Source organism: Paraburkholderia sp. BR10923 (assembly GCF_040948765.1).
In the GTDB taxonomy this organism is placed as follows: Bacteria; Pseudomonadota; Gammaproteobacteria; order Burkholderiales; family Burkholderiaceae; genus Paraburkholderia; species Paraburkholderia youngii.
This window is the reverse complement of record NZ_JBFPKO010000015.1, coordinates 59,381-80,331: the sequence shown is the minus strand read 5'-3', so window position 1 is coordinate 80,331 and position 20,951 is coordinate 59,381. Positions and strand designations below refer to the sequence as shown.

The 20,951-nt window shown below is 66.5% G+C and carries 22 protein-coding genes; 10 read left to right on the top strand and 12 right to left on the bottom strand.

Annotated features, from left to right (window positions below):
* Window positions 1-30 precede the first annotated feature (30 nt).
* The 10 genes from AB3X94_RS25335 to mpl form a co-directional block, all read right to left on the bottom strand.
* A complete protein-coding gene (locus AB3X94_RS25335) occupies window positions 31-1,029 on the bottom strand; it encodes an arabinose ABC transporter substrate-binding protein (RefSeq protein WP_176105035.1) in 999 nt (332 codons plus the stop codon).
* Between the two features lie 121 nt (window positions 1,030-1,150).
* On the bottom strand, window positions 1,151-1,933 hold the full coding sequence (locus AB3X94_RS25330; RefSeq protein WP_176105034.1) for an SDR family oxidoreductase: 783 nt from the start codon (window positions 1,931-1,933) through the stop codon (window positions 1,151-1,153).
* Window positions 1,930-2,610, bottom strand: a complete 681-nt coding sequence (locus AB3X94_RS25325; RefSeq protein WP_176105033.1) for a 2-dehydro-3-deoxy-6-phosphogalactonate aldolase — start codon at window positions 2,608-2,610, stop codon at window positions 1,930-1,932. The genes AB3X94_RS25330 and AB3X94_RS25325 overlap by 4 nt, the downstream gene beginning before the upstream one ends.
* Window positions 2,611-2,655: 45 nt before the next feature.
* Window positions 2,656-3,771 (bottom strand): 2-dehydro-3-deoxygalactonokinase, encoded by a 1,116-nt coding sequence (locus AB3X94_RS25320; RefSeq protein WP_368613052.1) that lies wholly within the window; start codon window positions 3,769-3,771, stop codon window positions 2,656-2,658.
* Window positions 3,768-4,784, bottom strand: coding sequence for an IclR family transcriptional regulator (locus AB3X94_RS25315; RefSeq protein WP_176105030.1), 1,017 nt, complete (start codon window positions 4,782-4,784; stop codon window positions 3,768-3,770). Before AB3X94_RS25315 ends, AB3X94_RS25320 begins: the two co-directional genes overlap by 4 nt.
* A gap of 362 nt (window positions 4,785-5,146) precedes the next feature.
* Complete coding sequence (mtgA, locus tag AB3X94_RS25310; protein ID WP_176105029.1) at window positions 5,147-5,881, bottom strand: monofunctional biosynthetic peptidoglycan transglycosylase; 735 nt, start codon at window positions 5,879-5,881, stop codon at window positions 5,147-5,149.
* A gap of 25 nt (window positions 5,882-5,906) precedes the next feature.
* Entirely contained in the window at window positions 5,907-6,770 is an 864-nt protein-coding gene (aroE, locus tag AB3X94_RS25305; RefSeq protein ID WP_176105028.1) for a shikimate dehydrogenase, read from the bottom strand.
* A complete protein-coding gene (locus AB3X94_RS25300) occupies window positions 6,767-8,911 on the bottom strand; it encodes a ribonuclease catalytic domain-containing protein (protein WP_368613051.1) in 2,145 nt (714 codons plus the stop codon). The genes aroE and AB3X94_RS25300 overlap by 4 nt, the downstream gene beginning before the upstream one ends.
* 215 nt (window positions 8,912-9,126) lie before the next feature.
* A complete protein-coding gene (locus AB3X94_RS25295; protein ID WP_176105024.1) occupies window positions 9,127-9,741 on the bottom strand; it encodes a YqiA/YcfP family alpha/beta fold hydrolase in 615 nt (204 codons plus the stop codon).
* Window positions 9,738-11,132, bottom strand: coding sequence for a UDP-N-acetylmuramate:L-alanyl-gamma-D-glutamyl-meso-diaminopimelate ligase (gene mpl, locus AB3X94_RS25290; RefSeq protein WP_176105023.1), 1,395 nt, complete (start codon window positions 11,130-11,132; stop codon window positions 9,738-9,740). The genes AB3X94_RS25295 and mpl overlap by 4 nt, the downstream gene beginning before the upstream one ends.
* Before the next feature lie 200 nt (window positions 11,133-11,332).
* Here mpl and AB3X94_RS25285 point away from each other — a divergent pair, with 200 nt between their 5' ends.
* The 10 genes from AB3X94_RS25285 to AB3X94_RS25240 all read left to right on the top strand — a co-directional run bounded on the left by AB3X94_RS25285 (window position 11,333) and on the right by AB3X94_RS25240 (window position 19,710).
* On the top strand, window positions 11,333-11,983 hold the full coding sequence (locus tag AB3X94_RS25285; RefSeq protein ID WP_176105021.1) for a UDP-N-acetylmuramate--alanine ligase: 651 nt from the start codon (window positions 11,333-11,335) through the stop codon (window positions 11,981-11,983).
* A gap of 19 nt (window positions 11,984-12,002) precedes the next feature.
* Complete coding sequence (locus AB3X94_RS25280; RefSeq protein WP_176105020.1) at window positions 12,003-12,563, top strand: TlpA disulfide reductase family protein; 561 nt, start codon at window positions 12,003-12,005, stop codon at window positions 12,561-12,563.
* Between the two features lie 208 nt (window positions 12,564-12,771).
* A complete protein-coding gene (gene aroQ / locus AB3X94_RS25275; protein ID WP_176105019.1) occupies window positions 12,772-13,227 on the top strand; it encodes a type II 3-dehydroquinate dehydratase in 456 nt (151 codons plus the stop codon).
* Between the two features lie 78 nt (window positions 13,228-13,305).
* Window positions 13,306-13,773, top strand: coding sequence for an acetyl-CoA carboxylase biotin carboxyl carrier protein (accB, locus tag AB3X94_RS25270; RefSeq protein WP_176121879.1), 468 nt, complete (start codon window positions 13,306-13,308; stop codon window positions 13,771-13,773).
* A gap of 116 nt (window positions 13,774-13,889) precedes the next feature.
* Entirely contained in the window at window positions 13,890-15,254 is a 1,365-nt protein-coding gene (gene accC, locus AB3X94_RS25265; RefSeq protein WP_013090569.1) for an acetyl-CoA carboxylase biotin carboxylase subunit, read from the top strand.
* Between the two features lie 3 nt (window positions 15,255-15,257).
* Window positions 15,258-16,160 carry a 50S ribosomal protein L11 methyltransferase gene (gene prmA / locus AB3X94_RS25260; protein ID WP_368613050.1) on the top strand — a complete coding sequence of 301 codons (903 nt, stop codon included), beginning with the start codon at window positions 15,258-15,260 and terminating at the stop codon, window positions 16,158-16,160.
* A gap of 47 nt (window positions 16,161-16,207) precedes the next feature.
* Entirely contained in the window at window positions 16,208-17,596 is a 1,389-nt protein-coding gene (locus tag AB3X94_RS25255; protein ID WP_368613049.1) for a zinc-ribbon and DUF3426 domain-containing protein, read from the top strand.
* A gap of 72 nt (window positions 17,597-17,668) precedes the next feature.
* Window positions 17,669-18,169 carry a thiol peroxidase gene (gene tpx / locus AB3X94_RS25250; RefSeq protein ID WP_176105014.1) on the top strand — a complete coding sequence of 167 codons (501 nt, stop codon included), beginning with the start codon at window positions 17,669-17,671 and terminating at the stop codon, window positions 18,167-18,169.
* Between the two features lie 100 nt (window positions 18,170-18,269).
* Window positions 18,270-19,208: a carbohydrate kinase family protein gene (locus tag AB3X94_RS25245; RefSeq protein ID WP_018437645.1), complete on the top strand. Its 939-nt coding sequence runs from the start codon at window positions 18,270-18,272 to the stop codon at window positions 19,206-19,208.
* 25 nt (window positions 19,209-19,233) lie between these two features.
* Window positions 19,234-19,710 carry a glycine zipper 2TM domain-containing protein gene (locus tag AB3X94_RS25240; protein ID WP_176105013.1) on the top strand — a complete coding sequence of 159 codons (477 nt, stop codon included), beginning with the start codon at window positions 19,234-19,236 and terminating at the stop codon, window positions 19,708-19,710.
* Window positions 19,711-19,943: 233 nt separating this feature from the next.
* On the opposite strand, the gene AB3X94_RS25235 is transcribed toward AB3X94_RS25240, so the two are convergent.
* On the bottom strand, window positions 19,944-20,573 hold the full coding sequence (locus AB3X94_RS25235; RefSeq protein ID WP_176105012.1) for a histone H1-like DNA-binding protein: 630 nt from the start codon (window positions 20,571-20,573) through the stop codon (window positions 19,944-19,946).
* Window positions 20,574-20,602: 29 nt separating this feature from the next.
* Complete coding sequence (locus tag AB3X94_RS25230) at window positions 20,603-20,920, bottom strand: hypothetical protein (protein ID WP_176105011.1); 318 nt, start codon at window positions 20,918-20,920, stop codon at window positions 20,603-20,605.
* Between the last annotated feature and the right edge of the window lie 31 nt (window positions 20,921-20,951).

The following is a 20,951-nucleotide window of genomic DNA, read 5'->3' as shown; positions in this document are numbered from 1 at the left end:
GTGTACTTCATGTCACCGCAAGACCCGCGATTACTTCGACGCGAGGCCCATCTTCTCGCGCACTTCGCCGACGTTGTCGCGCGTCGCCAGCATGCCGGTCGTGAGCGTCAGCAGCGGCGGCTCCTTGCCCTGGGTGATCCACGAGTACATCAGTTCCGAGGTTTCCTCGCCGTGGCGCTTCGGGCTGATGATCACGGTGCCGAAGAAACCCGTCGGCTGCGGCTTCTTGAACTCGTTCAGCGCGGAGTCCGAGCCGCCGATGCCGATACCGATCATGTTGTCGGCCTTGAAGCCACGGCCTTCCGCCGCGCGCACCGCGCCGAGCACGCCTTCGTCGTTCAGCGCGTAAGCGACCCAGTGCTTGAACTGCGGGTTCTTCGTCAACGCGATGTTGGCGGCGTTGAAAGCGTTTTCGGTGTCGGTCTTCGCTTGCGGCGCGGTGACGATGTTCGCTTTCGGGAAGCCCGCGGCGACGAGGGCGTCGGTCGCGCCGGTGGTGCGGTCATGCGCGGTCGGCAGCTGCTCATAGGTCACGTCGATCGCGCCGACGTCCTTCATGTCCCAGCCGCGCTTCTTGATTTCAGCCGCGATGCCGTCGCCGACCTGCTTGCCGATGTTATACGCCGAGATGCCCATATGCGGCACCGCTTCGATCGGCTTGCCCGCGCCGTCGACGAGGCGGTCGTCGACCGTCATCATCTTCAGGCCGTCGGCCTTCGCCTTCGCGACGATACCCGGCCCGAGCTTGACGTCGGGCGTGCAGATCACGAAGCCCTGCGCCTTCTGCGCGGCGAGGTTATCGATTGCGCTCATCACCTTCTCGCCCGACGGCGCGCCGATTTTCACGAGCGTGAAGCCCTTGTCCTTGGCGGCGATCTCGGCGAACTTCCATTCGTCCTGGAACCACGGCTCTTCCGGCTGCTTCACGACGAAGCCGATCTTGACCGTATCGGCTGCCTGTGCGACCGGCGCATTGAAGAGCACACCCGTCGCCGCCGCTGCCAGCGTGAGGAAAATTCTACGTTTCATGATGCGTGTCTCCTGACTAATTGATAACGAGAAGGTAATCGGCCGCGTCTTCTTATACCGGTCCTGACACACGCGGCCAGCGCGTCGTCCGGTGTTCTGTGCATCTCTTCGCGATGCGAATTCAGTCGTGATACAGCGCCGAGCGGCCGCCATCGACGGTGATGCAGCTCGCGTTGATGAACGGCGCCTCGTCCGACGCGAGGAACACCGCGGTCATCGCCACCTCCTCCGGGCGGCCGATGCGCTTCATCGGTTGCAGATCGAGCGTCGCCTGCTGCGCGGCGGCCGGATCGGGCTGCTCGTTCCACCAGTCGTGCGTCAGCTGCGTCTCGATGTAGCCCGGCGCGATCGCGTTCACGCGCACGTTGCACGGCGCGTACTCGATGCCGAGCGCGCGCGTGAGGCCGATCACGCCATGCTTCGCGACCGGGTACGGAAAGCAGCCCGGAATGATCTTGAACGCGTGGGTCGACGCGATGTTCACGATGCTGCCCGCGCCGCGTTCGACCATCCCCGGCAGTACCGCGCGACAGCCATTCCACACGCCGTCGAGATCGACCGCGAAGCAGCGCCGCCAGTCGGCGTCGGTCATCGTCAGCGGATCGCAAAACACGTTGATGCCCGCGTTGTTGACGAGGATGTCGAGCACACCGAACGCGCGCTCGCCTTCGCTCACCGCATGCCGCAGCGACGGGGGTTGGGTCACGTCGGTCTGCACGGCGAGCACGCGCGCGCCGGCGCCGAGTTCCGCCTCGATCCGCGCGGCCGTGCGCTGCGCCGTGTCGAGATCGAGTTCCGCCAGCACGACCGCCGCGCCCTCGCGCGCGAACGCGAGCGCGATCGCCGCGCCGATGCCGCGCCCGGCGCCGGTCACGAGAGCGGCTTTGCCGGCGAGCCGGTTCATTTCTTCGCTCCTGCGCGAGCGATCCGCAGACCGTTGATGAACGCCTTCGCATGCGACGCGGTCACCGCCGCGCTCTGGCCCGGCTTGTACAGCGCCGAGCCGAGGCCGAAACCGTTGGCGCCGGCGCTCAGGAACGGGCCCATGTTGTCCGGGTTGATGCCGCCGACCGGCACGAGCGGCACCTGCGCGGCGATCACCGCGCGCCATGCCTTGACGACCTGGCAGCCGAGCTGCTCGGCGGGGAACATCTTCAGCACGTCGGCGCCGTTCTTCAGCGCGATGAACGCTTCGGTCGGCGTCGCGACGCCGGGCGCGCAGGCAAGGCCGCGCGCCTTCGCGGCGATCACGACTTCCGGGTCGCTGTGCGGCATCACGACGAGCTCGCCGCCCGCCGACTTCACTTCGTCGACGTAGAGCGGATGCAGCACGGTGCCCGCGCCGACGATCGCGTCGGCCGGCAGCACCTTGCGGATCGCGGAGATGCTGTCGAAAGGCTGCGGCGAATTGAGCGGTACTTCGACGATGCGGAAACCCGCTTCGTACAGCGCTTGACCGTGATCGGCCGCGTCGGCGGGCGTGACGCCGCGCATGATCGCGATCAGCGGACAGACTTCGAACGCGGCGATCAGACCCGCGTGCGGCATGTACGGTCCGGGCAGATTGATATGTGGTTGCATGTCGGTTCCTTGTTTCGTGAGCGTCGTAAAGGGCTCTACCGCCGGTCAGCCCGCGCGCGCCGCCTGCGCGGACGGCTGCACGAGCCCCGCTGCTACGGCAACGCGCCACAGGCCGCGTTCGGTCGCGTGCCTGACCGGCTCCGCGCGCAGACAGCCGAATTGCGCGAGCGCGAGGCGGTAGCGCTCGCACAGCGCGTCGTTGCCGATCAGCCGCAGACTCTGCTGAGCGAGCGAGCTGCCTTGCTGCGCGAGTACCGCTTCGAGGCCGGCGAGTTCGTGTCCGATCAGCAGGCCCGACAGATAGTCGGGCTGTGCCTCGCTCGACAGCGCGCCGGTCAAGCCGAGCGTGCGCGTGCTGAACACGGTCGCGAGCACGCCCGCCTGACCTTTCTCGCGCGCGATGTTCACGCCGCGCAAAAATGCTCCGGTATCCGGCCGATCGGGCGTGACCATCGTGCGGCCGAGAATGGTGTGCTCGCGCAGCGCGGCGAATACCTCGCCGGTCATGAAGGTATGAAAACGCTCGATGCGCTCCGCTTGCACGACCGCCCATTTCGCGTGCGTGCCAGGCAGGCCGATCAGTGAACGGGCGGTACTGTCGACCGCGCTCGCGTCTTGCGCGCCGTTCGCGTCCGCGCTGAGCGCGCCGAAAATCTGTGTCTCCTCACCGCGCATCACGTTCGGCAACTCGCCGCGTTGCAGCACGCCCGGCACGATGTGCAGCGTCGCGCCGCGCGCGGTCGGCACGCGGACGATGCCGGCCACCAGCGCATCGGCGTTGGCGGGCGTCTCGACATACGGCGCTTCGAGCCAGCCTTGCGCGCTGCCCACCATCCCCGCCGCGATCACCGGCACGCCGCGCGCGTGCTCGAGCCACGCGCCGCAGGCGTCGTCGAACGCCGCGTCGAAGCCGCTCTCGGCCGCGCTGCGCGGCAGATTCATGATGCCGGCCGTCGATGCGCGCGTCGCCAGCACGCGACCGTGCGCGTCGAACAGATAGGCGCGCAGCGACGTCGTGCCCCAGTCGAGCGCGATCAGCGCGGCATGCGTGAAATCGACGGCGGCGGTATCTGTGCCATCGGTCGCGTCCGGCTCCCCGCCCGAGGTGGGCGCGGCGGGCGCCTGGTGGTTCGCCAGCGTGGCGGTGCCCGCTTGTTTCATCGCTTGATCCTGCGCGTGGCCGGTTGCGGTGCGCGCCAACCAAGTTCTTCCGAAATCGCGCGCGCCTCGCGCTGCACGACCGGAATCAGTTCGTCCATCCGTTCGAGCGGCATATACGGAATCGTGCTCGCCACCGACAACGCCGCGACGATCGCGCCCGACGCATCGCGCACTGGCGCCGCGACGCAACGGATCGACGCTTCGTTCTCTTCGAGATCGAACGTGTAGCCGCCGGCCGCGTAGTTCGTCATGCGCTGCAGGAAGGTCGGCGCGTCGGGGCGGTTGTCGGGCTTGAAGCTGACCCCCGCGAGCGCGCGGCGCGACGCGTCGAACAGCGACTGCCATGCGTCCGGCGCGAGGTCGAGCATCATCGCCTTGCCGATGCCGGTCGACGCGAGCGGCATCCGATGGCCGACGCGCGAGCGCATTTCGAGGCCGCGCGTGCCAGGGATCTTGTCGATGTACAGCACGTCGTCGCCATCGCGCACGCCGAGGTGGATCGTGTCGAGCGTCTGCTCGGCCAGCGACTGCAGATGCGGACGCGCGACGGCCGTCAGCGGCATCTGTTCGAGCGCGATCGTGCCGAGCTCGATCAGCTTCGGCCCGAGCAGATAGCCGCCCTGCACCTGACGCAGATAGCGCGCCTGCACGAGGCTGCTAACGAGTCGATGCGTGGTGCTGCGGGTGGTGCCGAGCGCGGCGCCGAAGCTGCGCAGATCGCGCACGCCGGCCGCCGCCGCCTCGAGAATCGCGAGGCCGCGCAACAGTGTCTGTGTGCCGGCCTGCTGCGGCGTGATTTCCAGCAATGTGACCGGCAGCCCGAGTCCGTCGACGGTTGCCGCGCGCTGCACCGGGCGCGACGCCCTCGCGGTAGCGGACGCACTGGCGGCGACATTGGCGGTGACGGCTGAAGCCTCGCGCGGCGCGGGATTCGCGGCACTGTCCGGCCCGCCGTTCGACCCCGGCGCCGCCTCGGCCGGGCTAGCCCCGTGAGTAGGCATCGCTTTGTTCATGGCGATTCGCTTTCCGATGGTTTCTGCGCTTAGCGCGCGGGGCCGGAGCACAGGGCGGGAATGCGTGCGGCGCCGCGCTCGCGCGGCTGCTGTGGTTGGCTGCCAGACATGTTGGCCTCGTCTCCGGTTTTTCTGTCGCAGTTCGCTGTTTCGGCGCGCTGGAGCGTCTACTTGCGATGCATGTTGGCTTGGATTGTAGGGCGACTTTTGAGAATCACCAATATGTGAATGTTGAGTCCAGATACTGAGATTTTAGTGGGCGATCAACTGTTTAGCGGGACGCCATGCCCTGCGAAAAGACACAAAAAAACCCGCGCGAGGCGGGCTTCGGAACCGAAAACCAGGGAGATCGACGGCGCTTTTCAATCCGGCAATTCGGCCGCGCCCATCCGCCGCGCGATGACTCGCGCGCGTTGTGCGAGATACGCCGAATTCCTGTGTTCATCGAAATATTTGGGGCGCGGCAGCATCACCGCGAGCCGCGCGGACTGCGCGGCCGTGAGTTTGCTCGCCGAGGTCTTGAAATAGTACTGCGCGGCCGCCTCGGCGCCGTACACGCCGTTGCCCCATTCGACCGAGTTCAGATAGATCTCGAAGATGCGCTGCTTGTCCATCAGCGTTTCGAGCATCCACGTGATGATCAGCTCCTGGCCCTTGCGGATATAGCTTTTCTCGCGCGACAGGAACAGATTGCGCGCGAGTTGCTGCGAGATCGTCGAGCCGCCGCGCACGATCCGGCCTTGCGCCTTGTTGCGCTCCCATGCCTGCAACATCGCGTCGGTTTCGTAGCCCTTGTTGTTGACGAAGTTCGCGTCCTCGGACGCGATGATCGCGCGCTTCAGGTTGCGGGAAATCTGCTCGTACGGCACCCACGTGCGCTGCACCGACAGATCCGGCCGGTCCTGCGACAGACGCCACGCGTCCGAGCGCATGAACGCGGTCGAGCGCGGATTGACGACGTTCCAGATCGCGATCTGCGCGAAGTAGTACGCCTGCGTCGCGAGCCAGGCGATGGCCACGACCGCGATCAGCCAGGCGAGCCAGCGCAGCGGGCCGGCCTGGCCGCGCGAACCGCTGGCGCGCCGCGTCGCTGTCATGGTGCGTGCTGTCCGCGCGCTGACGTTATGCGGGCGACGGCGCCGTCAGCAGCGCCCGCAATTCGGCGAGCACCGGCGCGCCATCGGGGCGCACACCGCGCCACACATAGAACGATTCGGCCGCCTGCTCGACCAGCATGCCGAGACCGTCGGCGCCGCGCGCGCCGAGCTTCGCCGCGTGCTGCATGAAGACAGTTGGATGCGCGCTGTACATCATGTCGTAAGCGAGCGTGCCGTTGCCGAACGCGCGGTCGTCGCACTCGGGCAGCGACGCATCGAGGCTGCCCGCGGTCGCGTTGACGATCACGTCGTACTGGCCCGCTTCGATCGCGCGGGCGCTGCCGCCGCTCAGCCGGCAGCGCGCGTCGCCGGCTGCCTGCGCGAACTGATCGACCAGCGCCTCGGCCTTCTGCGCCGTGCGGTTGACGATCGTCAGCGTATGCGGCGCGCGGTCGAGCATCGGCAGCACGACACCGCGCGCGGCCCCGCCCGCGCCGAGCAGCAGGATGCGCGCGCCTTTCAGCGACACCCCGAGATTCACCTCGATGTCGCGCACGAGGCCGAAGCCATCCGTGTTGTCGCCGTAGATGCCGTCGGCGTCGACCCTCAGCGTGTTTACCGCGCCGGCCGCCGCCGCGCGCGGCGACAGCGTGTTCGCGAACGCATGCGCGTCGAGCTTGAACGGCACCGTCACGTTCAGGCCGCGCCCGCCCGCTTCGATGAACGCGCGCACGTGCGGCACGAACGCGTCGACCGGCGCGAGCAGATGACCGTACTCGATCGGCTCGCCGGTTTGCGCGGCGAAGCGGCCGTGGATGAACGGCGACTTGCTATGCCCGACCGGGTTGCCGATGACCGCGTAGCGATCGCGCGTTGGGTTGCCGTTCATCGTCCCGGCTCCGTGATGTGTTGGTCGTTGTCGGCGGTGTTCGATGCGTCGTTGCCGTTGCCGCTGCCGTTGCCGCTTGCCGCGGATTCGTCGGCGCCGGGGTTGTCGTTCGGATTACCGCCGTCGGCTTCCGCTTGCGCCTCCGCTTCGCTTTCGGCGCTGTCGTCCGCTGCGTCGAGCAACTCTTCGTCGCCCTCGTCCTCGCCTTCTTCGGCTTCGGCGCCGCTCGTCACGGTCGGCGCATCGAGCACGTGCAACAGACGCACAGACGCTTCGATCGTCAGTTCGTCGATCGACATCACTTCCAGCTGCAAACGCGTGCCGCGCGCATGCACGCCGAGACCCGGCACGTGCAGCAGCAGCGGAATTTCCTCTAGACGCACGAGATCGCCCTTCACAACCGATGCGACTACCTGCTTGCGGTTTTCCTGCGTGAGCCAGCGCAGACACCAGAAGTACTCCATGCGGCGCTGGTAGTCGGCATATGCGGTATAGGTGTCGTCGAAGCCCTGCACGACCGCGAACAGATCGGCGTCCTTCGGCTTGAACGGCGCGGCGAGCTTGGCAGTCACGCCATGCTGCACGCAGGCGATCAGCTGCCACTGGTTCACGAGGTCGACGTAGCGGCGCAGCGGCGACGTGCTCCACGCGTATTGCGAGACGCCGAGCCCTTCGTGCGGCGCGGCGTTGGTCTGCATGCGCGTGCGCTTCGGGCCGCTTGGCGCGCCGAACGCGCGCTGCGTGCGATAGATGCCCGGCACGCCGTGATCGTGCAGGAACGCGCCCCACGACGAGTTCGCGAGAATCGCCAGCTCGGCGACGATCGTGTCGAGCGGCGAGCCGCGCCGGCGCGGCGTAATCGTGATGTGCTCGCCGTCGACGTAGAAATTGAAATCGGTATTGCGCTGCACTTCGCGACGCAGGCCGTAGCCGGCGCGCGCGGTCTGGCGCTTTTCGAACAGCGCCTGCGCGAACGGCCACAGCACGGCGATATCGTCCTTGTGCGGATACTCGCCGGTGCCCTCGGCGAGCGCCTCCTCGGTGACGACTTCGTCGAGCGTGTTGTGGCGCAGGTTGCTCTTGACGAACACGCGCTCGGCGCGCGTTTCGCTCGCGACGATCTCCTGCGTCTCGCGATTGACGATCACGTACAGCGATAGCGCTGGCCGATAGTCGCCCTCGCCGAGCGTGAAGGTGTCGACGACGCTGTCGGGCAGCATCGTGATCTTGTCGCCGGGCATGTAGACCGTCGACAAACGCGCACGCGCGATCGCATCGACGTCGTCGCCGCGCTGGATGCCGAGCGCCGGCGCGGCGATGTGCACGCCGATCCGCACACGGCCGTCGGCCAGATGCTCGACCGAAAATGCGTCGTCGATTTCCGTCGTGGTGATGTCGTCGATCGAGAACGCTTCGACGTCGGCCTGCGGCAGATCGTCGGGCACGTTCGCGGCCGCAACGGACGGGAAGCCGGTGCCATGCGGGAAGTACTCGGACAGGAATTTCGCTTCGTGCAGCGCGCGCGGCGACGCGATCGCGCCGCATTCGAGCATCAGCCGCGCCTGCGAGATGCCGCGCGCGGCCGCGGCGTTTTCGAGCGCCTTGTACTCGATCGTGTTCTTGTCGGGCTTCGTCAGGAGCGCGAGGCCCTTGCCGCCCGCGAACGCTTCCGGTAGACGGCCTGCCTTCAGCTCTTCTTCGTACTGCGCCTGCACGAGCGCCTGCTGGCGCTTGCGCTCGAGACCCGCGAGCGCCATCTTCAGCTGCTCTTGCGGCGCGCGCTGGTACATGCCGCGGCCCTTGCGCCGGAAGTACACCGGCGAGCCGTGCATGCGCAGCACCAGCGCCGCGCGCTCGACCGCGCCGAAGCTCGCGCCGAAGTACTCGGCGCCCAGCGTCGCGAACGGGAATTCATCGTCCGGCGCGCATTCCCACAGGAAGTCCAGATCGATCTCCTGCGCCAACGTGTCGGCCTGCTGCATCAGTTCGGCCGCAGTGGGTTTCTCGAACTCGATCAGCACATCTTTCGCGCGCACCTTCGCGCGCCGGCCGCCCGGCAACTCGACCTGAAACGCGTCACCCTGACGCGACAGCACGCTGCCGGCCTTGAAACTGCCCGATTCCTCGAAGAAAACGTTCACTCAATACTCTCGTTCTGACTTGCATCTGCCGGCGCGCCCGACGCCCTGTGGCGATCGATCACTGCATGCGCGGCACGGCAACCTGTTCGTGATAGTGAATCCGCGGCGCGCACTGCGCGTGCCAGCGGGTTGAATCTTGCGACCAGCGGTTGCGGTCGGTGTGTCTTTACGGCTGATGTCCTTGCAGGCATCGGTGCCGCCGCCCTGGCGCGCCGTCAGGCCGCCGCGCGCGGCGCCGGCGGCTCGACGTCTTCGCCGTCGCAGAAGGCCAGCACGTCGTCGAGGTACTGCGCGAACTCGCTGATCGCATGGTCACTGCCCTCGATCAGCGTGGTGCGCGCGCCCGGATAGTGCGCGAGCATTTCGCGGTAGTCGAGCACTTCGTCGCCGGTGGCTGCCATCAAATAATAGCGTTCGGGCCGCGTGATCGACGCGACGCCGAGCGCGCGCAATTCGTCCAGATGATGCGGCTCGACGACGATGCTGCCGCCGCCATGCCACAACGGCTGCTCGCCGAGATACGCGCTCAGGTCGCGCTGCGGCACGACCGCCGGGTTCAGCAGCACGGCCGGCCAGCCGTGCTTCTCGGCCAGGTGCGTGGCGAAGTAGCCGCCCAGCGAACTGCCGATCACGGTCACTTGTCGTGCATCGCCCTTCGCGCGTGCGTCGGCGACCAGCGATTCGGCGAGCACCACGGTTTCGAACGGCGACACCGGCAGCATCGGGCAGCACCACTCGTCGGCGCGGCCCAGTTCGGCAAGACGCGCCGCGAGCAGACGCGCCTTGAACGAATTCGGCGACGAACGGAAACCGTGCAGATAGAGAATCACGACGCGCCTCGCGTCGAAAGACCGTCGAGCAGCTTCTGATGCACGCCGCCGAAGCCGCCATTGCTCATCACCAGAATCTGATCGCCGGGGCGCGCCGCGTGGACCACCGCTTTCACGAGCGCGTCGAGGTTGTCGAACGCCTGGGCCTTGCCGTCGAGCGGCGCGAGCGCTTCGCCGAGGTTCCAGCCGAGCGCGTCGCGCCCGCTCGGCGCACCGTAGCCGAACACGAGGTCGGCGTCGGCGAGGCTTGCCGGCAGTTGCGCTTTCATCACGCCGAGCTTCATCGTGTTCGAGCGCGGTTCGAGCACCGCGAGAATTCGCGTGTTGTCGCGACCGACGCGCGCACGCAGCCCGGCCACCGTCGTCTCGATCGCGGTGGGGTGATGCGCGAAGTCGTCGTATACGGTCACGCCGTCGACGCTGCCCCGCACTTCCATGCGGCGCTTCACGTTGCGGAAGCTCGACAGCGATTTCGCGGCCTGCGCGGGCGGCACGCCGACGTGGCGGGCGGCGGCAATCGCGGCGAGCGCGTTCATGCGGTTATGTTCGCCCTGCACCTGCCAGTCGACCACGCCGACGCGCTCGCCGTTGTGATAGACGGCAAACCGTTCGTCAACGGGCACGCCCTGCTCCGCCGGCTGGATCTCCCAGCCACCCTGGACGCCAAAGCGCTCGACCTCGCTCCAGCAGCCGCGCGTCAGCACGCGCTCGAGCGCGTCCTCGCGGCCGTTCGTGACGACCCGGCCGAGGCGCGGCACCGTGCGGATCAGATGATGGAACTGGGTTTCGATCGCGGCGAGATCGGGGAAGATGTCGGCGTGATCGAATTCGAGGTTGTTCAGCACCGCCGTTTTCGGGCGGTAATGGACGAACTTCGAACGTTTATCGAAGAATGCGGTGTCGTATTCGTCGGCTTCGATCACGAAGAAGCTCGAATCGGTGAGCCGCGCCGACACGCCGAAATTCAGCGGCACACCGCCGATCAGAAAGCCCGGATTCAGGCCTGCGTCTTCGAGCAGCCAGGTCAGCATCGAGCTCGTGGTGGTCTTGCCGTGCGTGCCGGCCACGGCCAGCACCCATTTGCCGTTCAGCACGTGCTCGCCGAGCCACTGCGGACCGGACACGTACGGCAGGCCGCGGTCCAGAATCGCTTCCATTAGCGGGTTGCCGCGCGTGACCACGTTGCCGATCACGAATAGATCCGCGTTCAGGCCGTTCAGCTGTTCCGCGTCGTAACCCTCGATCAGGCGGATGCCTTGCGCCTCGAGCTGCGTGCTCATCGGCGGATAGACGCCGGCGTCGCAGCCGGTCACCGTGTGGCCCGCATTGCGCGCGAGCACCGCGAGTCCGCCCATGAAGGTGCCGCAGATGCCGAGGATGTGGATATGCATAAGCCTGTCGTGCCGTGGGGGCGTTTTTTGCGAGGGATGGGAGGCCGCAGGACGGCCGGAACGACCGTCTGCAAAGGACGCCTATTGTAACCGACACGGCGCGCGCCGCCCCTGCGGGCCACGCCCGGCGCCGCCCCGTCCGGGCCGCCCGAGCGCGTCACCCGACCGCGTCGCCAGGCCCGATCTAGTATGATGCAGGGATGGTCCGCAAATCACATTTCGATCCGCAACGCGTGCGCGAGGAAATCGCGATCGCGGCTGCGCGCCTGATTGCCGAAGACGGTCTGGACTACGCCAGCGCGAAGCGCAAGGCGGCCCGGCAGGTCGTCGGCGAGACCCGTGTCGCCGGCGAATGGCTGCCGGACAACGACCAGATCGAAGAAGAAATCCGCGAATATCAGTCGCTGTTCCAGGGCGACAGCCAGCCGGCGCTTTTGCGGCGGCTGCGTGTGATCGCGGTCGAATGGATGGAGCGGCTCGCGCCGTTCAATCCGTATCTGACGGGCGCGGTGCTCGGCGGCACGGCCGGCGAGCATTCGGACGTCCATCTGCAGGTGTTTTGCGACAACCCGAAGGAAGTCGCGATCTATATGCTGAACGCGAACATCCAGTACGACGTGTCGGAAACGCGCCATTTCGCGGGACGCGGCTATGTGGAGACGCTGAGCTTTCTGTGGCGCCCGGCAGACGATCGCAACGCCGAGCCGGTCGGCATCCACGTCGCGCTGTATGAAACCGACGACCTGCGCGGCGCGGTGCGCGCCGACGCGCGCGGCCGCACGGCGCGGGCGAATTTGCCGGCGGTGCAGGCGCTGCTCGACGGCGACCAGGTGCCGTCCTTCACCAATTGACCAGACAGAACGGAGCACGATGAACACAAGACGTATGCTGGCGGGCGCGGCCGTCGCGCTGGTCGCCGCGGGCGGCGGCGTGCTGGCCAATCACTGGCTCAATCGCGGTACCGACGTCGCGTACGCGGCGCAGGGCGGATCACAGCCTGACACCCATGCGAGCCCCGTCCAGCAGCTGTGGAGCGCGCCGGTCACGAATGTCGACGGCAAGCCGCAGTCGCTGAGCATGCTCAAGGGCCACCCGATCGTCGTCAACTTCTGGGCGTCGTGGTGTGGCCCGTGCGTCCAGGAAATGCCTGAGCTGTCGCAGATCCAGCGCGAATACGCGAAGAAAGGCATCCAGTTCGTCGGTCTCGGCGTCGACTCGGAAAAGAACATCCAGACCTTCCTGCAGAAGGTCAAGGTCGCGTACCCGATCTACGTGACCGGCTTCGGCGGCGCCGACCTCGCGCGCGCGTTCGGCAACAATGCGGGAGGTTTGCCGTTTACCGTCGTGATCGACGCAAAAGGCAACATCCGCTCGACAAAATTGGGCCAGATCGACCCCACGGCCCTGCGCCAGACGCTCGACACGCTGTAAATTTCCCCGATTTCTGACGCTGCGCTTTTGGCACCCGCTTGCGTGCAGAACGAGCGAAAATGCGCGGATATTCCCCGAATTTGAGTGAAGTTCGGCTCACGGTTGGGCGGCGGCCCGCCCCGGCCGTCGCCGCGTACGCGCACGAAACTAGACAAGTTTCTCTAATCAGCGCTAAAGTGCGCGCAATTCCACGGAAAAAGAAGCGACCATGACGCGCCTGCTGGTACTGCACGGACCCAACCTCAACCTTCTCGGTACCCGGGAACCCGAGGTCTACGGTCGCGTGACCCTGCCGCAGATCGATCAGGCGCTAGCGGACCGTGCAGCCGATGCAGGCGTCGAGCTTGCGTCGTTCCAGAGCAATCACGAAGGCGCGCTGGTCGACCGCATTCAGGCGGCCCGCACCGAGCAAACCGATTTCATCCTGATCAATCCCGCCGCGTACACGCACACCAGCGTGGCAATTCGGGACGCACTAGCGGGGGTTGGCATCCCGTTCGTCGAGATTCATCTGTCGAACGTGCATCGCCGGGAACCGTTCAGGCATCACTCGTATTTCTCCGACCAGGCAGAGGGCGTAATTTGCGGCCTCGGCTGGAAGGGGTACCTGTACGCGCTCGAATTCGCGCTCGACCGGCTCACCGCCGGCACGTCGCGCGGCTGAATCCAAACACGTCCAATTTGAGCCGGCTACTGCACGTTTGCACGCGCCGGCACACTACGCATTGAAAGGGGCACCCTGATGGATCTACGTAAACTCAAAACTCTGATCGACCTCGTCTCGGAGTCCGGTATTTCCGAACTCGAAGTGACCGAGGGCGAAGGCAAGGTCCGCATCGTCAAGAATGCGCCGCCGGTTTACGTCCAACCGTCCGCCTCGTACGCTGCACCGCAATTCCCGCAAGCCGCGCCGGCAGCAGTCGAAGCGCCGGCCGCCGCGAACGCTCCCGCTACGCCGGCAGCCGCCGCGCCGCAGGGTCACGTCGTCACCTCGCCGATGGTCGGCACGTTCTACCGCGCGCCGTCGCCGGGTGCCGATCCGTTCGTGCAGGTCGGCGACACGGTCAAGGAAGGCCAGACCATCTGCATCATCGAAGCGATGAAGCTGCTCAACGAGATCGAGGCGGACAAGTCGGGCGTGGTCAAGGAAATCCTCGTCGAAAACGGCCAGGCGGTCGAGTACGGCCAACCGCTGTTCGTGGTCGGCTAACGCGGCACGCACCATTCGCCGCCCGCGCGCCGCTCATCCCGAGGCGCGCGACCGGTCCTCTGCGGCAGCCGGCGTCTTGACCGACCCGGCGCCCATTGATGAGTCGAAAACCCGCTATGTTTGAAAAAATCCTCATTGCCAATCGCGGCGAGATCGCGCTTCGTATCCAGCGCGCCTGCCGCGAGCTCGGCGTCAAGACGGTCGTCGTCTACTCGGAAGCCGACAAGGAAGCCAAGTACGTGAAGCTCGCCGACGAGGCGGTCTGCATCGGCCCGGCCCCGTCGAATCTGAGCTATCTGAACATGCCCGCGCTGATCAGCGCGGCCGAAGTCACCGACGCGGAAGCGATCCACCCCGGCTACGGCTTCCTGTCGGAGAACGCCGACTTCGCCGAGCGCGTCGAGCAGTCCGGCTTCACCTTCATCGGCCCGCGTCCGGAAACGATCCGCATGATGGGCGACAAGGTCACCGCCAAGCAGACCATGATCAAGACCGGCGTGCCCTGCGTGCCGGGTTCGGAAGGCGCGCTGCCGGACGATCCGAAGGAGATCGTGAAGATTGCCCGCCAGATCGGCTACCCGGTCATCATCAAGGCGGCGGGCGGCGGCGGCGGCCGCGGCATGCGCGTGGTCCACACGGAAGCGGCGCTCGTCAACGCGGTCAACATGACCCGCGAGGAAGCCGGCCGCGCGTTCGGCAACCCGCAGGTCTACATGGAGAAATTCCTCGAGAACCCGCGGCATATCGAAATCCAGGTGCTGGCCGACTCGTTCAAGAACGCCGTGTGGCTCGGCGAGCGCGACTGCTCGATGCAACGCCGTCACCAGAAAGTGATCGAGGAAGCGCCGGCGCCGGGCATCGCGCGCCGTCTGATCGACCGCATCGGCGATCGTTGCGCGGATGCGTGCAAGAAAATGGGCTATCTCGGCGCGGGCACATTCGAGTTCCTGTACGAAAACGGCGAGTTCTACTTCATCGAGATGAATACGCGCGTGCAGGTCGAGCATCCGGTGACCGAACTGATCACAGGTGTCGACATCGTGCAGGAACAGATCCGCATCGCGGCCGGCGAGAAGCTCGCGTTCCGTCAGCGCGACATCCAGTTCCGCGGCCATGCGATCGAATGCCGGATCAACGCCGAAGATCCGTTCAAGTTCACGCCGTCGCCGGGACGCCTGACGTCGTGGCATATGCCGGGCGGTCCCGGCATCCGCGTCGATTCGCACGCCTACAATGGTTATTTCGTGCCGCCGAACTATGATTCGATGATCGGCAAGCTGATCGCTTACGGCGCCACGCGCGAACAGGCGATCAGCCGGATGCGCATCGCGCTGTCGGAAATGGTGGTCGAAGGCATTCAGACCAACATCCCGCTGCACCGCGAGCTGATGCTCGACGCGAAGTTCGTCGAAGGCGGCACCAGCATCCACTACCTCGAAAACCGGCTGGCCGCGCGTCAGCAGGTCGCGGAAGAAGCGTAAGTCATGAGTTATCGGGAACTGGTCGCCGAACTGGCGCGCGAGCACGCGGAGGAGTTGTCCGACGCGCTGCTCGAGCTGGGCGCGCTGTCCGTGTCGGTTGAAGATGCCGACGCCGACACGCCCGACGAGCAGCCGCTGTTCGGCGAGCCCGGTCTCACGCCGGATCGCACGGCGTGGCAGCATTCGCGCGTGATCGCGCTGCTCGCACCGGAGCACGATCCGGCCGCGCTGCTGACCGCCGCGGCCAACGAAATCGGACTCGATGCCGCGCCGGCCTATACCGTGCGCGAGGTCGAGGAGCAGGACTGGGTGCGGCTCACGCAGTCGCAGTTCGATCCGATCCAGATCGGCGAGCGCATCTGGGTCGTGCCGTCGTGGCACGATGCGCCGGACCCCGACGCGCTCGTGCTCGAACTCGATCCGGGCCTCGCGTTCGGCACCGGCAGCCACCCCACCACGCGTCTGTGCATGGAGTGGATCGAGCAGTCGATCAAGCCCGGCCAGTCCGTGCTCGACTACGGCTGCGGCTCCGGCATTCTCGCGATTCTCGCGAAGAAGTGCGGCGCCGATCCGGTGATCGGCATCGACATCGATCCGCAGGCCGTCGAATCGGCGCGTCACAATAGCGAGCGCAATCACGCCGAAGTCACCTATGGCCTGCCCGATGCCTGCCCGGCCGGCGAATTCGACGTGGTGGTCGCGAACATTCTGTCGAATCCGCTGAAGCTGATGGCGTCGATGCTGTCGTCGAAAGTGAAGCCGGGCGGTCGCATCGCGCTGTCGGGCATCCTTGCGCGCCAGGCCGACGAAGTCGCGCAGGTCTACGCGCGCTGGATCGATATCAGCGTGTGGCGGGAACATGAAGGTTGGGTGTGCCTCGCCGGAACGCGCCGCGAAAGCAATTAGAATAAGGCGTATTGTCAACCTAACGGCCTCTGGCTCAACGGCTCGATATGCACCTGGCGACGCGTTGCCCCTTCTGCGAAACTGTTTTCCGTCTGCAACCGGCGCAGCTTGCTCAGCGCCGCGGCCTCGTGCGGTGCGGGCACTGTCAGGAAGTCTTCGACGCGTCGAGCAGTCTGTTCGACGTCCCGGAAGGCGGCGATTTTTCCACGGCCAAACCGGTTGCCGCCGCGGCAGCGATCGAAGCGCTGTCGGGAGTGCGGCAACCAGGCCCGGACTTTAGTGATGACGCATGGGCCCCGGGCGCACCGGCTCCGGAACAGGACTCGACCAGCATTTCACGCAGCACGCTCGACTCCCGTTTGCGCGACCACGCGAGCAGCGTGCCGCTCGCGCCGCTGCCGCTTGGCGGCACCGGGCACGCAACAGTCACGTCGGGCACGCCGCGCCAGGCCACCGAACCTGAACTGCGCGCTGGCGCTTTCTCGGCGCCGCTACCCGCGGACGATGAGCCGACGCTGGCCGACGCGCCGCTCGAACCGTTCGCCTATCCCGCCGACGAAGCGGTCGATGAACCGCCTGTCGCCCCGCCCTCCGCGCCTGCTGCCCCACCGCGAGTCGAAAACGAAGCGCAACGCGTCTGGCGCAAGGTCGAACGCCCCGAACCGTCCACGCTCGACGAACCCGCGCGGCGCGAGCCAGCAGGCCTGCATGACATGCGCGACAACGAACCGCATTTCGGTGCGGCCGGCTTAGGTGCGGCCGGCTTCGGCGCGGCCGGCCTAGGCGCGGGCGCGGCCGCGGGCGCTTCCGGCGCCGGCGGCCCCGGCGGCCCGCGCCCGCCGGGAGGTCCGGCGCCCACCCCATCGAGCGGCGAGCCGTTCTCGGTCAATCCGCCGATCAGCGCTGGCGACGATCCGGTCCCGGGGATGCGCGAAACCCGCCCGGTGGACGCCGGGCGCGTCGGCTGGATCGTCGCCGGCGTGGTGCTCGCCGCGCTGCTCGTCATTGCGCTGCTCGCGCAACTCGCGTGGTGGCAACGCGAGACCATCATGGTCAACGTGCCGCGCTCGCAGATCCTGTATGCGCAGGCCTGCGCGCATCTCGGCTGCCAGCTGACGCCGCCGCACGACATCGAAGGCTTGCTGGTCGAGCCCTCCGATCTGCGGCAGATCGACGGTCCGCACAAGCTCGAGCTGAAGATGCCGCTGCACAACCGCCTGAACATCGCGCTCGCCTATCCCGCGATCGAACTCACGCTGCTCGACGATCAGAACAACGTCGCAGTGCGGCGCGTGCTATGGCCGCAGGATTACGTGCCACCCGGCACCGTGATCGCGGCCGGCCTGCCCGCGCACGCGACGCAGACGATGATCGTGCACCTCGACACCGGCACCGCAATCGCCTCCAATTTTCGCGTACAGATTTTTTATCCGTAACGCACCCTCGCGCGCCCGCTCCCGAGCGGGCGCATCATTGTCGTCACTGACGCCCTTTTCGGAGCACAACACATGAGTCAAGTCACGCTGGGTGGCAACCCGATCGAAGTAAGCGGCACGTTCCCGTCGGTCGGCCAGCAGGCCGCCGCATTCTCGCTGGTCGGCCGCGACCTGAAGCCGCTGACGCTCGCCGACTTCGCCGGCAAGCGCAAGGTGCTCAACATCGTCCCGAGTCTCGACACGCCGACCTGCGCGACGTCGACGCGCAAATTCAACGAAGCCGCCGCGAAGCTCAGCAACACGGCCGTGATCGTGGTGTCGGGCGACCTGCCGTTCGCGGCGTCGCGCTTTTGCACGACCGAGGGCATCGAGAACGTGGTCACCGCGTCGACGTTCCGCGGCCGCGAGTTCGCGCAGGCGTACGGCGTCGACGTGACGAGCGGTCCGCTGACCGGCCTGACCGCGCGCGCGGTCGTCGTGCTCGACGAGAACGACAAGGTCGTGCACGCCGAGCTGGTCGGCGAGATCAAGAACGAGCCGAATTACGACGCAGCGCTCGCCGCGCTGAAGTAAGCCCTCTCGCGCGCGAACGACGGCGCCGCGCCTCGCGCGGCGCCGCCGGCGCGGCGCGTCTGTCTTCCCATCCCACCGTTTTCATACAGGAACGCTCGCCTTGGCTACGCTCATCTGCGGCTCGCTCGCGTACGACAACATCATGACCTTCGAAGGCCGCTTTCGGGAGCACATCCTGCCGGAGCAGGTCCACATCCTGAATGTAAGCTTTCTCGTGCCGACCATGCGTCGCGAGTTCGGCGGCTGCGCGGGCAACATTGCGTATGCGCTGAATCTGCTCGGCGGCGACGCGCGCATCATGGGCGCGATCGGCGCCGTCGACGCGCAGCTCTATCTGGACCGGCTCGCAGAGCTCGGCCTGTCGACGGAAAACGTGCTCGTCGTGCCCGACACCTACTCGGCGCAGGCGATGATCACGACCGACCTCGAGAACAACCAGATCACCGCGTTCCATCCGGGCGCGATGATGCAGTCGCATCAGAACCGCGCCGACGAGGTGAAGGGCCTGACGCTCGGCATCGTTGCGCCGGACGGCTATGACGGCATGGTTCAACACTCCGAGCAGCTGGCCGCCGCAGGCGTGCCGTTCATCTTCGATCCGGGCCAGGGCTTGCCGCTGTTCGACGGCGAGACGCTGCGGCGCGTCATTGAACTTGCTACCTATGTAGCGGTCAACGATTACGAAGCCGCGCTGGTGAGCAACAAGACCGGCTGGTCGATCGAGCAGATCGCGAGCAAGGTCGATGCGCTGATCATCACGCTCGGCGAGAAGGGTGCTCAGATCCATCACGGCGGCGGTATCGAAGAGATCCCGGCGGTCACGGCCAGGCGGGTACTCGATCCCACCGGTTGCGGCGACGCGTTTCGCGGCGGCTTGCTCTACGGTATCGAGAAGGGCCTCGGTTGGGCCACCACCGGCCGTCTCGCCAGCCTGATGGGCGCACTGAAGATCGAGCATCAAGGCCCGCAAAACTACGCGCCCAGCCGGGCGGAAATCAACGAGCGGTTCAAGCAGGCCTTCGGATACGACCTGCACTGATATCGCGTGCTATGGGAGTTTGGGAATGAGAACCTCGAGTCGCCTGATCGTCGCCACCGTGATCGCCGGTTCGCTGGCCATGTCGGGATGTGCGGTCAACAGCAGCTCTCCCGACGTTTTCACCGCTTCGCAGGCGCAGCGCGAACAGACGGTTCGCATGGCCACGGTGGAGAGCGTACGCGCGGTGCGCATCAGCACGAACGAAGGTCAGCCGATCGGCATCGGCGCACTCGGCGGCGCTGCGCTCGGCGCGCTCGCCGGCACTGCGTTCGGCGGCGGACGTGGCCAGGTCGCGACGGGTATCGTCGGCGGCATCGGCGGTGCGGTCGCCGGCAATGCGATCGAAAACCGTGTGGCGATGCGCGACGGCATTGAAATCACCGTGCGGCTCGACAACGGCGACATGCGCGCCATCACCCAGACTGCCACCGGCGAAATCTTCCGCGCCGGCGATCGCGTGAGGCTGCTGTCGAGCGGCGGCGTCACGCGCGTCACGCACTAAGCGCAGTTCCCCCTCCCGCGCGGCCGCGCGTAGTTCAGCGCCGCGACGACGACATCACACGCATGCGCCCTCACGGGTCCATGCGTGTTTTTCTTTCAGGTGAGGGCAAAAAAAAACCCGCCACCGGCACACCGGTAACGGGACATTGACCGGGTGGCGCTCGCAACAGCTCGAGCACGACCCGGTCATCCGACACATCGTGCGATGAGTCGACGTACTGCTACAGCTACCGCTTACGGACGGCTGCCCGTCGGGAACGGCCATGCCGCTGCCGGGTTCAGCGCGGTCTTCACCGTCGCCGCCGGTGCGCTCGAGACAGCAGGCGCAGCAGCGGGAGCAGGCGCGGCCTTCTTGGCGACAGCCTTCTTCGCAGGTGCAGCCTTCTTCGCAGGCGCAGCGGCCTTCTTCGCGGCAGCCTTCTTGGCAGGTGCAGCTTTCTTGGCTGCAGCCTTTTTCGCAGGCGCGGCCTTCTTGGCAGCGGTCTTCTTCGCCGTGGCCTTCTTCGCCGGTGCTGCCTTCTTCGCTGCGGCCTTCTTCGCCGGTGCCGCCTTCTTCGCTGCGACCTTCTTTGCTGCGACCTTCTTCACCGCGGCTTTCTTCGCCGGTGCTGCCTTCTTCGCCGCGACCTTCTTGGCTGCGACCTTCTTCGCCGCGACCTTCTTCACTGCGGCTTTCTTCGCCGGTGCTGCCTTCTTTGCCGCGACCTTCTTCGCTGCAACCTTCTTCGCTGCGACCTTCTTCACTGCGACCTTCTTCGCGGCGACCTTCTTGGCCGGAGCAGCCTTCTTAGCCGGAGCAGCCTTCTTGGCTGCGGTCTTCTTTGCTGCGGTCTTCTTGGCCGCGGCTTTCTTTGCAGTTGCCATCATTTTCTCCTTCAGGTTTTCAGATGAGGTCAGTTCAAACTACACCCTTCGTCAAAACCCGCTTCCCGCGGACGCTTCTCAGGGCGCGCGCTACGAAGCGGGCTATTCATCGGCGTACGCAGGTGCAACGCGCTTACGCTAATGAATGCGGTAAGGCGCGCCGTGCCCCAAGGCACCGCGCGCCAAATCTGGTCGGCGTCGCGACGCGACGCCGGCAATTGCTTGATCGGGCCGCCGGCAACGACGCCAGCGGCTTTTTCCGGGGGGAAGTTTGCCCATCCCACTGAAGGGTCCGCAAAGTGCCTGTCATGTTTGTGGGCCGTCAAGGCACCGGGCACGCTTTGCATCAGGCCGTTCTGCTCCTAACCCGGGGCGCCG

What these genes read in the sequence shown, in the direction of transcription:
- AB3X94_RS25240 (WP_176105013.1), top strand. Translation starts at nt 19,234, where the DNA reads ATGAGAACCTCGAGTCGCCTGATCGTCGCCACCGTGATCGCCGGTTCG.
- accB (WP_176121879.1), top strand. Translation starts at nt 13,306, where the DNA reads ATGGATCTACGTAAACTCAAAACTCTGATCGACCTCGTCTCGGAGTCC.
- AB3X94_RS25330 (WP_176105034.1), bottom strand. Translation starts at nt 1,933, where the DNA reads ATGAACCGGCTCGCCGGCAAAGCCGCTCTCGTGACCGGCGCCGGGCGC.
- prmA (WP_368613050.1), top strand. Translation starts at nt 15,258, where the DNA reads ATGAGTTATCGGGAACTGGTCGCCGAACTGGCGCGCGAGCACGCGGAG.
- mtgA (WP_176105029.1), bottom strand. Translation starts at nt 5,881, where the DNA reads ATGACAGCGACGCGGCGCGCCAGCGGTTCGCGCGGCCAGGCCGGCCCG.
- AB3X94_RS25280 (WP_176105020.1), top strand. Translation starts at nt 12,003, where the DNA reads ATGAACACAAGACGTATGCTGGCGGGCGCGGCCGTCGCGCTGGTCGCC.
- aroQ (WP_176105019.1), top strand. Translation starts at nt 12,772, where the DNA reads ATGACGCGCCTGCTGGTACTGCACGGACCCAACCTCAACCTTCTCGGT.
- AB3X94_RS25230 (WP_176105011.1), bottom strand. Translation starts at nt 20,920, where the DNA reads ATGCAAAGCGTGCCCGGTGCCTTGACGGCCCACAAACATGACAGGCAC.
- aroE (WP_176105028.1), bottom strand. Translation starts at nt 6,770, where the DNA reads ATGAACGGCAACCCAACGCGCGATCGCTACGCGGTCATCGGCAACCCG.
- AB3X94_RS25320 (WP_368613052.1), bottom strand. Translation starts at nt 3,771, where the DNA reads ATGAAACAAGCGGGCACCGCCACGCTGGCGAACCACCAGGCGCCCGCC.
- tpx (WP_176105014.1), top strand. Translation starts at nt 17,669, where the DNA reads ATGAGTCAAGTCACGCTGGGTGGCAACCCGATCGAAGTAAGCGGCACG.
- AB3X94_RS25285 (WP_176105021.1), top strand. Translation starts at nt 11,333, where the DNA reads ATGGTCCGCAAATCACATTTCGATCCGCAACGCGTGCGCGAGGAAATC.
- accC (WP_013090569.1), top strand. Translation starts at nt 13,890, where the DNA reads ATGTTTGAAAAAATCCTCATTGCCAATCGCGGCGAGATCGCGCTTCGT.
- AB3X94_RS25335 (WP_176105035.1), bottom strand. Translation starts at nt 1,029, where the DNA reads ATGAAACGTAGAATTTTCCTCACGCTGGCAGCGGCGGCGACGGGTGTG.
- AB3X94_RS25255 (WP_368613049.1), top strand. Translation starts at nt 16,208, where the DNA reads ATGCACCTGGCGACGCGTTGCCCCTTCTGCGAAACTGTTTTCCGTCTG.
- AB3X94_RS25315 (WP_176105030.1), bottom strand. Translation starts at nt 4,784, where the DNA reads ATGAACAAAGCGATGCCTACTCACGGGGCTAGCCCGGCCGAGGCGGCG.
- AB3X94_RS25235 (WP_176105012.1), bottom strand. Translation starts at nt 20,573, where the DNA reads ATGGCAACTGCAAAGAAAGCCGCGGCCAAGAAGACCGCAGCAAAGAAG.
- mpl (WP_176105023.1), bottom strand. Translation starts at nt 11,132, where the DNA reads ATGCATATCCACATCCTCGGCATCTGCGGCACCTTCATGGGCGGACTC.
- AB3X94_RS25325 (WP_176105033.1), bottom strand. Translation starts at nt 2,610, where the DNA reads ATGCAACCACATATCAATCTGCCCGGACCGTACATGCCGCACGCGGGT.